Source organism: Bacillus sp. LL01, assembly GCF_001037965.1.
Genome location: NZ_LFEL01000005.1, coordinates 186,821 through 200,030, shown reverse-complemented (window position 1 = coordinate 200,030; position 13,210 = coordinate 186,821). Strand labels below are relative to the sequence as shown.

General features: G+C 41.7%; 16 protein-coding genes. 10 read left to right on the top strand and 6 right to left on the bottom strand.

What is annotated here, in order from left to right; translation table 11 throughout:
- Positions 1–2: 2 nt before the first annotated feature.
- From AB685_RS16090 to AB685_RS32390, 5 genes are all read left to right on the top strand, one after another.
- Positions 3–449 carry a DnaJ family domain-containing protein gene (locus AB685_RS16090; protein WP_347230872.1) on the top strand — a complete coding sequence of 149 codons (447 nt, stop codon included), beginning with the start codon at positions 3–5 and terminating at the stop codon, positions 447–449.
- A gap of 217 nt (positions 450–666) precedes the next feature.
- A complete protein-coding gene (locus tag AB685_RS16085) occupies positions 667–1,344 on the top strand; it encodes a response regulator transcription factor (protein WP_047971602.1) in 678 nt (225 codons plus the stop codon).
- Positions 1,341–2,759 (top strand): HAMP domain-containing histidine kinase, encoded by a 1,419-nt coding sequence (locus tag AB685_RS16080; RefSeq protein ID WP_047971601.1) that lies wholly within the window; start codon positions 1,341–1,343, stop codon positions 2,757–2,759. Before AB685_RS16085 ends, AB685_RS16080 begins: the two co-directional genes overlap by 4 nt.
- Positions 2,760–2,878: 119 nt before the next feature.
- Complete coding sequence (locus AB685_RS16075) at positions 2,879–4,117, top strand: trypsin-like peptidase domain-containing protein (protein WP_047971600.1); 1,239 nt, start codon at positions 2,879–2,881, stop codon at positions 4,115–4,117.
- Between the two features lie 61 nt (positions 4,118–4,178).
- The gene (locus AB685_RS32390) at positions 4,179–4,313 is read left to right on the top strand and encodes a hypothetical protein (protein WP_277814292.1); all 135 of its coding nucleotides are present in this window, start codon (positions 4,179–4,181) and stop codon (positions 4,311–4,313) included.
- A 420-nt stretch (positions 4,314–4,733) separates the two neighbouring features.
- Here AB685_RS32390 and AB685_RS31350 read toward each other — a convergent pair whose 3' ends face one another.
- The 3 genes from AB685_RS31350 to AB685_RS31345 form a co-directional block, all read right to left on the bottom strand.
- The gene (locus tag AB685_RS31350; RefSeq protein WP_157860729.1) at positions 4,734–4,898 is read right to left on the bottom strand and encodes a hypothetical protein; all 165 of its coding nucleotides are present in this window, start codon (positions 4,896–4,898) and stop codon (positions 4,734–4,736) included.
- Between the two features lie 325 nt (positions 4,899–5,223).
- Positions 5,224–6,090, bottom strand: a complete 867-nt coding sequence (locus AB685_RS16070; protein WP_047971599.1) for a metal-dependent hydrolase — start codon at positions 6,088–6,090, stop codon at positions 5,224–5,226.
- A 173-nt stretch (positions 6,091–6,263) separates the two neighbouring features.
- Positions 6,264–6,428, bottom strand: coding sequence for a hypothetical protein (locus AB685_RS31345; RefSeq protein ID WP_157860728.1), 165 nt, complete (start codon positions 6,426–6,428; stop codon positions 6,264–6,266).
- A gap of 103 nt (positions 6,429–6,531) precedes the next feature.
- Here AB685_RS31345 and AB685_RS16065 point away from each other — a divergent pair, with 103 nt between their 5' ends.
- Complete coding sequence (locus AB685_RS16065; RefSeq protein ID WP_047971598.1) at positions 6,532–7,002, top strand: SRPBCC family protein; 471 nt, start codon at positions 6,532–6,534, stop codon at positions 7,000–7,002.
- A gap of 72 nt (positions 7,003–7,074) precedes the next feature.
- Here AB685_RS16065 and AB685_RS16060 read toward each other — a convergent pair whose 3' ends face one another.
- On the bottom strand, positions 7,075–7,299 hold the full coding sequence (locus tag AB685_RS16060) for a DUF1128 domain-containing protein (RefSeq protein WP_047971597.1): 225 nt from the start codon (positions 7,297–7,299) through the stop codon (positions 7,075–7,077).
- A 161-nt stretch (positions 7,300–7,460) separates the two neighbouring features.
- Here AB685_RS16060 and AB685_RS16055 point away from each other — a divergent pair, with 161 nt between their 5' ends.
- Genes AB685_RS16055 through AB685_RS16045 form a run of 3 tightly spaced genes read left to right on the top strand, consistent with a single transcriptional unit; the run spans position 7,461 to position 9,184 of the window.
- Positions 7,461–7,934, top strand: a complete 474-nt coding sequence (locus AB685_RS16055) for a low molecular weight protein-tyrosine-phosphatase (protein WP_047971596.1) — start codon at positions 7,461–7,463, stop codon at positions 7,932–7,934.
- Positions 7,935–7,947: 13 nt separating this feature from the next.
- Positions 7,948–8,304: a YtxH domain-containing protein gene (locus AB685_RS16050; RefSeq protein WP_047971595.1), complete on the top strand. Its 357-nt coding sequence runs from the start codon at positions 7,948–7,950 to the stop codon at positions 8,302–8,304.
- Between the two features lie 55 nt (positions 8,305–8,359).
- Positions 8,360–9,184 (top strand): YihY/virulence factor BrkB family protein, encoded by an 825-nt coding sequence (locus tag AB685_RS16045; protein ID WP_047971594.1) that lies wholly within the window; start codon positions 8,360–8,362, stop codon positions 9,182–9,184.
- Between the two features lie 432 nt (positions 9,185–9,616).
- Here the strand turns inward: AB685_RS16045 and AB685_RS16040 are convergent, their stop codons facing one another.
- Positions 9,617–11,518, bottom strand: a complete 1,902-nt coding sequence (locus tag AB685_RS16040; RefSeq protein WP_047971593.1) for a heavy metal translocating P-type ATPase — start codon at positions 11,516–11,518, stop codon at positions 9,617–9,619.
- A gap of 268 nt (positions 11,519–11,786) precedes the next feature.
- On the opposite strand from AB685_RS16040, the gene AB685_RS16035 reads away from it, so the two are divergent.
- Positions 11,787–12,737: a DMT family transporter gene (locus AB685_RS16035; RefSeq protein WP_128755884.1), complete on the top strand. Its 951-nt coding sequence runs from the start codon at positions 11,787–11,789 to the stop codon at positions 12,735–12,737.
- Between the two features lie 65 nt (positions 12,738–12,802).
- Here the strand turns inward: AB685_RS16035 and AB685_RS16030 are convergent, their stop codons facing one another.
- Positions 12,803–12,952 (bottom strand): BH0509 family protein, encoded by a 150-nt coding sequence (locus tag AB685_RS16030; protein ID WP_010191652.1) that lies wholly within the window; start codon positions 12,950–12,952, stop codon positions 12,803–12,805.
- Positions 12,953–13,210: the final 258 nt, after the last annotated feature.

Genomic DNA, 13,210 nt, shown 5'->3' with positions numbered 1-13,210 from the left:
GAATGTTCAGAAAAAGTACACACTCTTTTCCAGTTAACTGGGGTACACTAGTAGTAACGAAAAAGAAAAGGGTGAGAGCGGTGGACTTTTTTCGATTGACGGATGAAAAGATCAGGAAAGCATATGAGGATGGGGAATTCGAGAACCTGCCGGGATACGGCAAGCGATTGGAGCTTGAGGATTTATCCGATGTCCCTCCAGAAATGAGAATGGCTTACAAAATGATGAAAAATGCCGGGATGATGGAAGAACAGCAAGTCAAGACCGAGATTGAATACCTGGAGGACCTGATACAGGGGGCCAACAGTGAGGTGGAGGAAGTCCGGTTGAACCAGAGGCTGTCAGAAAAACAGCTCCGACTTCAGCAAATCATCCAAAAAAAGAAGAAGGATGCCAATTCTGCCGTTTTCAAGGACTATCAGAACCAGATTATGAAGAGATTCGACTAAATAGCAGGATCAAGAGGCCGGTACACTTGTATGGACATGTGGACCGGTTTTTTACGTGGATTTTTACAATGAAGTTACACTAATATTACACTTTCAATTCTCATCAAATTCTCATCCCATCTGAACCAATAATTAGGTAGTATTAAAGAGAGAGTTAAAATCAGTCAATACGTCTAAAATATAATCAAGAAGCCACTCTTAAGGTAGAGGTGCAACCATGTGCAGAGTCCTAATAATAGAAGATGAAAAAAACCTGGCCCGCTTTATTGAGCTAGAATTACAATATGAAGGTTTTAAAGTGGCCACATCCTATGACGGGAGAGAGGGGCTTGAAATTGCTTTAAAAGAAGAGTGGGATATTATCCTGCTGGATCTGATGCTTCCAGGGTTAAGTGGCATGGAAGTTTGCCGAAGAATTCGTGCAGTAAAAGAGACTCCCATTATCATGCTCACTGCCCGCGACAGTGTGATGGATAAGGTTTCAGGACTTGATAGCGGTGCTGACGACTACATGTCAAAGCCTTTTGCAATTGAAGAGCTTCTTGCAAGAATACGTGCTCTGTTCCGTCGTATGGAAGGAAAGAAAGAAGAGGCACCTAATGTCCTTTCTTTCAGGGAGCTAGAAGTGGATCTAGATGCGAGGACTGTGACACGTGATGATGAACAAATAGACTTAACAAAAAGGGAATATGATCTTCTGGTTGTATTCATGACGAATATCAACAGGGTATTAACAAGGGAGCTCCTACTTGATAAAGTCTGGGAACTGGGGTCTTATGCAGAGACAAACGTAGTGGACGTATATGTCCGCTATCTGCGAAACAAGATTGATAGACCGGATGATGAAAGCTACATACAAACAGTGCGTGGGACGGGTTATGTGATGAGGAAATGAATGCATTCCTAAGGTATATAAAGCAGCTGCCAATCAGATGGAAAATAACCATTTGGTCATCACTGGTTCTTTTCGTCCTATTTGTAGCATACAATTCTGTTCAATATTATGTGATGAGAACGTGGATGATCGAGCAGGAGGAACGTAATATCCAAGAAAAGATGAAAGAGATCCAGGCTTATTTTTCGGAGCAGCCATTCTTTGTTGGACGAACTGAAATTATCAACAGCAGCGGTTTTATTGAGAAGGTGAACGAAACCAATGAGCTGATCAGGGTAATTGACCGTGAAGGAACTCTGCTTCTAGCAGTGGCGACCAATCTCCCGCGGGAGCTGCTTATCACACCTGTGGAGAGTGAGAACCTGGAGCATGTGAAAGTGAACGGAAAACATTACTTGATACACCGCGAACCGGTGATAACAAATGGGTTTATAGGGTACATAGAAATTATTCGGGATTTAAAGAACTATGAGCGGTTACGAGGGCTGATTTTCCTTGTTACCTGGTCTGCCGGAGCAGGAGCAATCTTGTTAAGTGGAGTGGGAGGCATGCTTATTGCCAAACGGCTGCTTACCCCAATCCAAGCGCTTACGGACACAATGAAACGTATCAAGATGCGCGGCTTTAAGGAACGTGTTCCCCAGGATAAAAACCAAAAGGATGAAATTGCCGACCTATCCAATGTATTCAATGAAATGATGGATGATGTGGAAATGTCCTTTCAGAAACAGAAACAGTTTGTGGAGGATGCCTCACATGAACTGCGCACGCCAATCTCCATTTTGGAGGGGCATCTTAAACTGTTGAACCGTTGGGGGAAAAATGACCCTGAAGTATTGGAGGAGTCATTGAAAGCGTCGCAGCAAGAAGTGGAAAGGTTGAAAATGCTCGTTTACGAGCTTTTAGAGCTGACACGTCTGGAATCCGACCGATTAGAAGTGGCGGAAGACTTGATCGAACCCGTTCATGTAGTGGAAGATGTGATGAAAAAATTCAGCCTGCTCTACCCTGATATTACATTTGATTTTTCAAATAACATAACAGGATCAGTTAAAGTCGCCATTGCTGAAAGGCACTTGGAACAAGTACTTATCATCCTGGTTGATAACGCGGTGAAGTATTCCAAGGACTCCACAACAGTCGAGGTTGCCACAGGAAAAATCAACAACAAGTTCATCATGACCATAAAGGATTACGGAATTGGTATTCCGCAAGATGATCTAGACAAGATATTTGATCGTTTCTACAGAGTGGATAAAGCGCGAAGCAGAGAAAAAGGTGGTCAAGGACTCGGCTTATCCATTGCCAAAAGAATGGTGGATACCTATAAAGGTTCCATTTCAGCCGACAGTACAGAAGGAGAATGGACGCAAATCACAGTAACTTTAAATGCAGCTTTTGATGAAGAAATCTGACCAGAGAACATCATCCTCATTTCTCATCATATTCTCATTTTTCTTTAAGCTTACTTTCATCGTATTAGGGTTTAATAGAAGTAGATAAAAAAAAGATTCTCATGATGAGGTGAAGGAATATGGGTTATTATGACGATCATGTAACTCAAAAAAGATCACGTAAGGAAAAAACGTTCGGAAAGCTGGTATTTGCATCCATAACCGGTGGGGTAATCGGCGCGCTCGGAGTCGTGTCCATGTTGCCGGTACTCCTGGATTGGGGTTTTTATATGGACAACAAAGAGAATGCTTCTGAAGATGCCCCGATGAGTGTGGAAACCAACTCGGTAGTCCAGACAGACAAGGTGGAATATGAAAAAATACAAACAAATATAACAAGTGCGATAGAAAACGTTTCCGAAGCTGTAGTTGGGGTAGTGAATATACAAAGAGGTGGAAATTCCCTGTTTGATCCACGTGGTGCTCAAGGCGACCAGGAGGCAGGAACCGGCTCTGGAGTGGTTTACAAGAAAGAGAACGGTAAAGCGTATATTGTAACCAACGCTCATGTGATTGATGGAGCTTCCAAAGTGGAAGTGAGCCTGGTAGATGGAACACGGGTGGAAGCCGATGTGGTTGGAAGTGATGCATTGACTGACCTTGCCGTTTTGACGGTGGATGATGCAAACATTAAACAAGTGGCAACATTCGGCGACTCGGATTCCATTACACTTGGTGAGCCTGTCATTGCCATTGGAAATCCACTTGGATTGGAATTTTTCGGATCTGTTACTCAAGGTATTATCAGTGGAAAAGAGCGGATTATTCCCGTTGATATAGATCAGAACGGCCAACCTGACTGGGAAGCCGATGTCATTCAAACCGATGCAGCCATCAACCCTGGGAACAGTGGTGGAGCACTTGTCAACCTTAGAGGTGAAGTGATCGGAATTAACTCTATGAAGATTTCCCAATCGAGAATAGAAGGCATAGGCTTTGCCATTCCAATCAGTGCAGTGAAACCTATCATTGAAGATCTGGAGCAGCATAAGGAAGTTCAAAGACCGTTTATGGGTGTAGGATTGGCTTCATTATCGGATGTTCCGCTTGAAGCCCAGAGATCGACCCTGAAGCTTCCTGAAGATGTAAAGAACGGGATTGTTGTGACTGGTGTGGAGCCGACATCACCAGCAGACAAAGCCGGAATGAAACAATATGACGTCATCGTAAAACTGGATGGTCAGGAAATAAACGATGCTCTTGGGCTAAGAAAATTTCTCTATAACGAAAAAAACATTGGAGATAAGATGAAAGTCTCATACTACAGAGACGGAAAGCTAGAAGAGACGGAAATGACGCTGGTTAAACAAATGTTCTAAGCAATAATGAAAATGTATGTGAGATAAGTCCAAAAATCTAACGAATAGAGGCGATTGAAACATGCAAAAAACAGTCGATAAAGCAAAAAAGAGGATTGACGTCAGGAAGATTGTAGAAAAGTACAAAGCCAAAGGAATTAAAGTGGATGTCGTTAAGCCGAGAATGGATCTTATAAAAGGGTTAAGCCCTCAGTAACCAGAAAAAAATACTCCCCCCTTAAAATAGATAGGCTCTTTTCTAAAAGATTGTTGCTATTTACTAGTAAAAAATCGGCCTTTGGATTTTTCACCGCTTATCGATTCTATATTAGGCATGCAGTCTATCCCGTATAGCCAGGAAAAGAGCACGATAGCAAGGAATATAACGGTTGGTCTATTAATACGAAAAAGCAATAAATTTTACGAAAACAGCAGATAAAACGACCTTGCATTTAATTGCAAAGTCGTTTTTTTGCGTTCTTCTCTATTTGAGAGTGTCAGAATTTCTCGGGAAATGTATGTGGAAAAGGGGAGAAACCCTTGTCTATGCTCAAAATAGAAGAAAAAATAAGATTTATTGTCAAACTAAAAAACCGGACAATCCGTCACGGTTTTCTAATAAGGGGGGAGATATATGTTATTTCGCAATGAGATCGTGTACCATGTATTTTTGATAAATATGAATGATTTCTTCATCATCCATGCCTAGTACTTCTTCACGCAGGTGGCCTTTGTTTGTTAAAGTCTGTTCTACACTTTCACGTTCCATGTCCGTTAAAAAGTATCTCTTTGAAACTATCATTCTCTAGCACCTCGTTTGTTTTTTAGTATTTAATTATACTATTCCCAGATTAGTAGAATAATATACATCAAAAATATAAAAACCAGAAAAAATTTTTAAAACTGTAACTCTTGTTGATTTCCGTTCCAGGTGTTCGCTTTCCGCGGGGCGGTGCTTGAGCCTCCTCCCAACGCTTGAGGGGTCTCAAGTCTACCGCTACCTCCCGCCGGAGTCTCACACCTTGCACAGCAATCAACAAGGTGTTGTTTGAAAGCAAATGGATTTCTTTCTGAAGAATGAATGGTTCTGAATAGAGCCAACCATCAGGCACTATCCTGATTTAGCATTATTGTTTTTCAATATATTCAAATAAAAATGATTGTCCATTCCGATAGAATCTTGGGTCGTATATGCCAAGTCTTTCGTCGTCATCAACTATGACCACAAATGGGGACCATTCATAGAGAGTTTTGGCTTCGGGTACTTGTGCAAAGAGTTCATTCAGGTCAGATTCTTCTGCTGACTCCAAGGTGTATTGCAGTTTAGGGGAAGTGAACAATGCATCATCCAGTATTTCAACTGCCTGACCGTTTTTCCCGATAACTGAGAAATGCCAAGGTAGAAAGCTGGCAGATAAGGCAACTTGCTCGTACTTGTCTTCATACTGCTTATACAATAGATATCCTTGGCTTGTCTGGATGGTTACATGCACGATGATTAATAGCCATACTAGGCGGTACAACAGATGTCTTTCCCTATTCCAAAGTTTTCTCGCGAAGAAGGCAATGGCAATGATCAACCAGATGACAAAATCCACAATAGGTATTGTGCCAAACGTTATCCTTATCGATGAGAAGGGCTCAAGATAGCCTGTTCCCCAGGCATTGAACAAATCAGCTGTATTATGTATGAAAACGGCGATAAGCGGTACCCAAAGGAATCTCCAATCCCTTCTTTTTAAAAACCAGATGCTAATCAGAAAGAAGAGCAGCGCCCAAACTGGTACCATGAATAAAGAATGTGTAATTCCCCGGTGCCACATCTGGTACATTCCTTCTGTATCCCATAGGCTTGAGATAACGTCACTGTCCGGTATCTGGCTTGCCCCAACAGCAGAAACAAACATAGCTATCTTTGTCTTTTTGTCATCCTCTCGTTTATCTACTGCGCCATATATAGTCATGCCAAAAAGCGTATGGGTGATTGTATCCATAGTAAAACCCCCTGATTATACGTCCGATTTATTCTAAGAATCATTTTACCTTAAAAGTAGGAAATAAAAAAAGAAACAACCTTCTAGAGGCTGTTTCAAATCAAATCATTTATTGTTGCATTTACTGTTGATCTCCGTTCCAGGCGCTTCAATCAATAAGGTTTTCTGTACATTCAATATATCCCGTTCGTTTCTTCTTCTGTCGGTTCTGGAGGCAGAGGATCGATTTCGATGGCATCCTTTTTGTTCAAGCCTTGAGAGACATTGTAAAGAAAGATTCCCATTAATAAAAATAATAATAGTACAAATCCAATGGTTGCTGCATAAAGAAATAACATGATTATCCCCCCTCTGTACACTTATATGCACAGTCAGGTATGGCTATTACTTCATTCCTTAAAGCAAAAGAAGTATAATGGCGAAAAAAGGAGGTCAGATAAAATGCCGGTGATAAAACATCAGATTTATATCGAGGCTCCTATCGAGAAATGCTTTGACCTTGCACGAGATGTAGAGGTGCATACAAAAACCACGAAAAAAACGCGAGAGCGTGCGGTTAGCGGGCGGACAAAAGGATTGCTTAATAAAGGAGATAGAGTTACTTGGGAAGCAGTTCATCTTGGAGTGAAACAACGATTGACAGCAGAGATTATAGAAATGAGTAGACCGCATTTATTTGTGGACGTTATGGTGAAAGGCGCTTTTCATTCTTTCACTCATACACATGAATTTAAGGAACAGGATACAGGCACAATGATGGTGGACACATTTGAATATAAGTCTCCACTAGGACCAATTGGAATCATGGTAGATCGATGGTTCCTGAAAAAATATATGAGGAATTTTATCAAAGAGCGGGCTATTCAGTTGAAGAAGATAGCTGAGAGGGAGACGGGGTCCACAGGATTGTAACGAACAGGTCTTCATTTTAGGTTTGGGAAAAGAAAAAAACACCTACCGAGGTAAGTGTTTAATGTATGAGAATTATTGTTTTCGTAAGTTTCCAAGCTCTTCCGCAATCGCCTGCATCTCGTTCGGGCTGAAGGAAGGCTTTCTCATTACCAGCTCGTAAATATCTTTCAGCTCTTCGTACATTTCTTCATCAAAATGTGAAGGCTTGATGGCACCAAGGTTTAATACTTTTAATTTTGCTTTGATGGCTTCAATCATATATTCTACATTTTCAGTTGATTTTTCTGTTAAGTTCATCTGAACCGTCCTTTCGTACAGAAGCTTTTCCTTATTTTATCACGAAATGACGAAAAACAGTATCTTCTTCTGGGAACTGGGGTATTAAACCATTAGAAGAGTCGTGAAAGTTGCGAAATATGTTTATAATAAGGGTAAGATGGTCGGAAGGGAGAGGTTATATGATACGGGTGCTATTTGTATGCTTAGGCAACATATGCAGATCTCCCATGGCGGAAGCGGTGTTTCGGCATGAAGTGGAAAGGCAGGAATTGACGGATAGAATAAAAGTGGATTCTGCTGGAACTGGTGATTGGCATATCGGACATGCTCCTCATGAAGGAACAAGAAACCTGCTGGACGAAAAGAAGGTAAGCTACGAGGGAATGACAGCTCGACAGGTAAAAGAACAGGACCTGAGTGAGTTTGATTATATCATTGCGATGGACGCCGATAACCTCGGAAATTTGAGAAGAATGGCAGGCTACAGTAAGACAGGCTTTATTGGAAGGCTGCTTGATTTTGTTCCTGAAAGCAAAGTTAGTGATGTGCCTGATCCTTATTTCACAGGGAATTTTGACGAAGTGTATGACATGGTTCAAGCAGGTTGTCAAAACTTGTTGGAAACGATAAAAAAAGAAAAATTAAACGAATAGGAGAGATGTTGACATGGGGAACAGGAATAGATTGTTGGACGGTATGCTGATTGGAGCACTTATTGGTGGAGCCATTTCATTACTAGATAAAAATACAAGGACTACCGTCATACATAATGGCAAGTGTGTTGGTGGAAAATTAAAGTATGCGGCTCAGCATCCACAAGAGATTGCGGATGCAGTCCGTATGCGCATTGAGACGGTAAAGACAACAGTCGATGATGTATCCAAAGATATAGACTATTTAAGATTGAAAGTGAATCAATTGAAGGAAACGACTCCTCAAATGTTGGAAATTGTGAACGAAACGAAGGAAGTTATTTCGAGACATTTGGATTCTGCTGAGCATAAAAGCAAAAACCTGTCGTAAGCAGGACGTGCTCACAATAGAATAGAGTAAAAAGATAAGTGCTGGAGGAAAGTGAATGGGAATTATACGTTTTGGAAAACAGCTGTTTCAGCGCCTCGACCGGAATGAAGCATTGGGAATGTCAGCAGAGTTAGCGTACTTTTTCTTATTGTCTCTTTTTCCGTTTCTCATTTTTTTACTTACCCTGATCGCCTATGTTCCAATTACTCAGGATGATGTCCTCGGTGTGATCACGCAATATGCACCTGGTGATACCATGAAGCTGATTGAGAGTAATGTTGTCAGGATTTTGAATGAACAACGCGGCGATTTGCTTTCCTTCGGTATCATTGCGACCATCTGGTTTGCCTCCAATGGAATCAATGCAATTGTCCGGGCATTTAACAGGGCCTTTGATGTGAATGAAAACAGGCACTTCTTCATTGTGAGAGGGACGGCAATTCTGCTAACCCTTGCGATGGTTTTTGTCATTATTGTTGCGTTATTACTTCCTGTCTTCGGACGGGAAATAGGTTTGTTTATTTTTTCTTCCTATGGATTGTCAGAAGAGTTTCTTACCATCTGGAACACGATCAGATGGGGAGTAAGCTTTGTGATATTATTTTTCGTTTTCAGCTGCCTCTATCTGGCCGCACCTAATATTCATCTGCGCTTGAGGGATGTACTTGCCGGGTCTTTTTTTGCAACTGTCGGCTGGATGTCGTCATCGTTGCTATTTTCTTACTATGTCAGTAATTTCGGGAACTATACGGCAATGTATGGAAGTCTTGGAGGGATTATTGTTTTGTTGGTCTGGTTTTATATTTCGGGTTTGATGATTATTATTGGTGGTGAGATTAATGCGATTCTTTTGCAATGGAAGAAGAGCTTTGTTTCATGAGGGCGGCTACTCTGTTTAACTCCTGTAGATTTCCGTTCCAGGTGTTCGCTTTCCGCGGGGCGGTGCTTGAGCCTCCTCGGCTTTGCCTGCGGGGTCTCAAGTCTACCGCTACCTCCCGCCGGAGTCTCACACCTTGCACTACAATCTACAGGGGAATACGGGATAACATTTATTTTTTTAAAAAAATTTCCCAGTTGTCTTTTCTGTCAAAAACGGGAACTCTATGTTTGAAAGATACTCTAACCAATCTGGAGGGAACTTTCATGACAAAGCAAACGAAAAAAGATGGCGGTACAAAGCAGAATTCCAAGCACAAACCGAAGAACAAGACTTCAGGAAGTGCGAATGGACAAAACGGCTACCACTAGATAGCACAAAAAAGCAGCTAGGCATGATGCCCGCTGCTTTTTTTAGAGTTTTCTTATATATAACCTATCTCAATAACCGCAGCCCATTCAATATAACCAAAATCGTGCTTCCTTCATGACCGATTACTCCAAAAGGGAGGTCAATAATCTGAAGGAAATTGGAACTGATCAGTAACATGATTACAACAATGGAGAAGATGACGTTTTGCTTAATGATTCGGTTCATACGCTTGGAGAGCTTGATGGCTTCCGCTATCTTCTCTAAATCATTTTTCATCAGGACAACATCTGCTGTTTCCAATGCAACATCTGTGCCTTCTCCCATGGCAATACCAACGTTTGCAGTTGCCATTGCGGGAGCATCGTTAATTCCATCTCCGACCATGCCGACAATCTGATACTCGTCTTTAAGTTTTTTGATGGTTTCCACCTTTGTTTCAGGAAGACATTCGGCAACGAATTTTTGTATCGATGCTTCTTTGGCTATGGCTTCCGCTGTACGTTTGCTATCCCCGGTTATCATAATTGATTGTACCTGAAGTGCCTGCAGTTGCTGGATGGCCTTTACGGTTTCTTTTCGAATGACATCCTTCAAGGCAAGGACTCCGACAATTCCCTCGTTATCCTTTACATATACAACCGTTTTACCTGATTTGGTGAGCTTTTCGGCAATTCCGTCTCCGAAAGAATTGGCGCTATCCGCACCGACGAAGTCCGCTTTTCCAACAAGGTACTCTATTTCGTTTAGTCGACCTTTGACACCCCAGCCTGCTTTGTCATCGAGCTGTTCGGGGCGTTGCAATGCCTTCGAGCTGTTTTTCTTGGCATAAGAGGTAATGGACTGAGCCAACGGATGGTTGGAATAGCTTTCGATTGAACCCACGATATAAAGGAATTCCTCTTTTGACATTCCATCTCGGACTTCTACATCTGTCACTTCGGGCTTCCCTTTTGTCAATGTACCAGTTTTATCAAATGCAATAGCCTGAAGGTGGCTAAGATTTTCGAGATGTACGCCACCTTTGAACAGTATCCCTTTTCTGGCACCATTGGAAATGGCAGAAAGCGTTGCCGGCATAATTGAAGCGACTAGCGCACAAGGCGAAGCAACAACCAAGAGAATCATTGCTCTATAAAATGTTTCATTCCAGCTCCATCCCAAGAGAAAATGGGGAAGAATCATCATAATTGCCACAACACCAAGCACTATTTTTACATATGGTCCTTCAAAACGTTCCAGGAATTGCTGGGAAGGGGACTTTTCACTTTGCGCGTTCTGGACAAGGTTGATGATTTTCTGAAATAGGGTTTCTGTAGATAGTTTTGTCACTTCCACAACAATGGACCCATTGATATTCATCGTTCCTGCATACACTCCATCGTCCACTTTTTTCTCAAGGGGAATAGATTCTCCGGTGATGGCCGCTTCATCAATGGCGGATTCTCCACTGACGATTGTTCCATCTGTCGGTATTCGTTCCCCCGGCTTTACAAGGACACGATCCCCGATTGCTAGCTCGGAAATGTGGACCCGCTCTTCTGAGTCATCGGTAATTCTTAATGCTTCTTCAGGCTGTATGTCCATCAGGGCCGAAATTTCTTTCTGACTTCGGTTCATGGTGTATGTTTCAAGTGCTCCACTTAATGCAAAAATAAAGATGAGGATTGCGCCTTCCATCCAATATCCGATGATTGCTGCACCAATGGCGGCAATGATCATCAGCATTTCCACATTCAGTTCTTTTTCCTCGATGGTATCTTGAATGCCTTCTTTTGCTTTAAAATATCCCCCGATAAGAAAAGCGAGAATGAAAATGGGAATGGCAGCGGTGTTTATGTCCATTCTGAGCAATAACCAACCGGTAAGAATAAGAATTCCTGAGATAATAGCGAAAATAAGTTCAATGTGGGTGATGAATTTGTTCATGAATGTATCTTTGTGCGCTCCTACTGTCATTTCTTTCATTTTATCTAACCTCCTAATTGAGAAAAATAATCAACATCAATACTCTTAATAAAATACGAAAGCTGCCATCAATGCGATAGCAGCAATACTTTATGAGGAATACATCTTAATGAGAGTAGTTATCAATAAATTATATTAATTATTATCTAATGTTTATTATAGTTTATTCAGCTGAAGATATCCACTATTTTTTCTTCTTCAGGACTATACAGTATGTAGGCTATCGATATTCTGTGTATAATGTAGCTTGGAGAGAAGGTGAAGGGCCTTGACGGCTGAGAAATTTTACACAAGCAAGCTTGGCATTATTGCAGCGGCGATGTTAGCAACGTTCCTGTGGGGAAGTGCATTTCCTGCAATTAAGCTGAGCTATACTGCTTTAGATATAGGTGCGAACGATTACGATAAACAGCTTCTTTTTGCAGGTTATCGGTTCCTGCTAGCGGGATTGATGATCTTTCTATTTTTTACCCTATTTAGGCAATCACTAAAACTGAGAAGAGCAACCATTGTTCCTCTGATGCAGCTTGGATTTATGCAGACCTTTCTCCAGTACCTATTGTTCTATTTTGGGTTAAGCTATTCAACGGGAATGCAGGGGGCTGTCATTGCGGGAACGGCATCGTTCTTCCAAATCCTCTTTGCTCATTTCTTATATGCGGATGACTCGTTGTCGGTTAGGAAATGGCTCGGAATTGCGCTAGGCTTTGCTGGAGTGTTAGTTGTGAATCTGCCAAAAGCTGGAGCTGATTTTCAGTTCGGTATAGGGGAGCTGTTGCTTCTGCTTGCAATGATGGCATCAGCATACGGAAACATTATGGCCAAAGAACGTGCAGCGACAATGGATGTTTCCTATTTGACTGCGTACCAGATGCTTTTCGGTTCCGTTGGATTGATTGTTGTCGGTGGAGTAAGTGCAGGATTTTTCCCGTTTACATTTGATCTGTACACGGTGGGGCTTGTAGTCTATCTGGCGTTTTTGTCAGCTGCGGGCTTTGTGTTATGGAACAATGTGATGAAGTACAATAAGGTCGGGAAGGTCTCAATGTACCTTTTCCTGGTACCGGTGTTTGGTGTTATGCTGTCAGCCGTGTTCCTGGATGAAGTGATGCATTATACAATACTAATGGGACTGACACTGGTGGTATTAGGGATAATTATTGTGAACAGACAGATGTCAGAAAGAGGGCAAAAAGAAAAACTGCAATCCTCCGCTTAACGGTGTAGGGATTGCAGTTTTTTGTTTTGTGCGCTGCGTGTTGGAAAGCTGAGGGAGGATCAACCTTATAGACTTTGGTGGATCATCATCTGTTCGTACACATTATTGTATAAGTGCTCGATGTCCGCATCTGTCATAAATGCCAATGACTCACGATCTGCCTTCTTCATTACTTCAATAAAATTAATCATGTTTTTACGTTCTTGTCTGCTCATGTTTCTTTCTCCTCCTTTGTATTAGTACAGTGTGTGTTTATTTGATATTATTATATAACAGAATATTTGAAAATGGAACAATTTTTTGAAAGTTTTTTTGAAATGGGTTAAAGGGAGGGGTCAGACCCCTTTTGTTGCGGTAATGAGGTGATGTAATGAAGGTAATGGATGCTGTACAGGGGTGTTTTGGGGGTTGTGGAGGAATTATTGGCAGATGTGGTGGGAATAGGTTCGGTTGTGGGGGGATTCCCGGATGGT

Excerpts from the sequence above, each read along its gene's own strand:
- AB685_RS16090 (WP_347230872.1), top strand. The coding sequence starts at position 3 with ATGTTCAGAAAAAGTACACACTCTTTTCCAGTTAACTGGGGTACACTA.
- AB685_RS16085 (WP_047971602.1), top strand. The coding sequence starts at position 667 with ATGTGCAGAGTCCTAATAATAGAAGATGAAAAAAACCTGGCCCGCTTT.
- AB685_RS16080 (WP_047971601.1), top strand. The coding sequence starts at position 1,341 with ATGAATGCATTCCTAAGGTATATAAAGCAGCTGCCAATCAGATGGAAA.
- AB685_RS16075 (WP_047971600.1), top strand. The coding sequence starts at position 2,879 with ATGGGTTATTATGACGATCATGTAACTCAAAAAAGATCACGTAAGGAA.
- AB685_RS32390 (WP_277814292.1), top strand. The coding sequence starts at position 4,179 with ATGCAAAAAACAGTCGATAAAGCAAAAAAGAGGATTGACGTCAGGAAG.
- AB685_RS31350 (WP_157860729.1), bottom strand. The coding sequence starts at position 4,898 with ATGATAGTTTCAAAGAGATACTTTTTAACGGACATGGAACGTGAAAGT.
- AB685_RS16070 (WP_047971599.1), bottom strand. The coding sequence starts at position 6,090 with ATGGATACAATCACCCATACGCTTTTTGGCATGACTATATATGGCGCA.
- AB685_RS31345 (WP_157860728.1), bottom strand. The coding sequence starts at position 6,428 with ATGTTATTTCTTTATGCAGCAACCATTGGATTTGTACTATTATTATTT.
- AB685_RS16065 (WP_047971598.1), top strand. The coding sequence starts at position 6,532 with ATGCCGGTGATAAAACATCAGATTTATATCGAGGCTCCTATCGAGAAA.
- AB685_RS16060 (WP_047971597.1), bottom strand. The coding sequence starts at position 7,299 with ATGAACTTAACAGAAAAATCAACTGAAAATGTAGAATATATGATTGAA.
- AB685_RS16055 (WP_047971596.1), top strand. The coding sequence starts at position 7,461 with ATGATACGGGTGCTATTTGTATGCTTAGGCAACATATGCAGATCTCCC.
- AB685_RS16050 (WP_047971595.1), top strand. The coding sequence starts at position 7,948 with ATGGGGAACAGGAATAGATTGTTGGACGGTATGCTGATTGGAGCACTT.
- AB685_RS16045 (WP_047971594.1), top strand. The coding sequence starts at position 8,360 with ATGGGAATTATACGTTTTGGAAAACAGCTGTTTCAGCGCCTCGACCGG.
- AB685_RS16040 (WP_047971593.1), bottom strand. The coding sequence starts at position 11,518 with ATGAAAGAAATGACAGTAGGAGCGCACAAAGATACATTCATGAACAAA.
- AB685_RS16030 (WP_010191652.1), bottom strand. The coding sequence starts at position 12,952 with ATGAGCAGACAAGAACGTAAAAACATGATTAATTTTATTGAAGTAATG.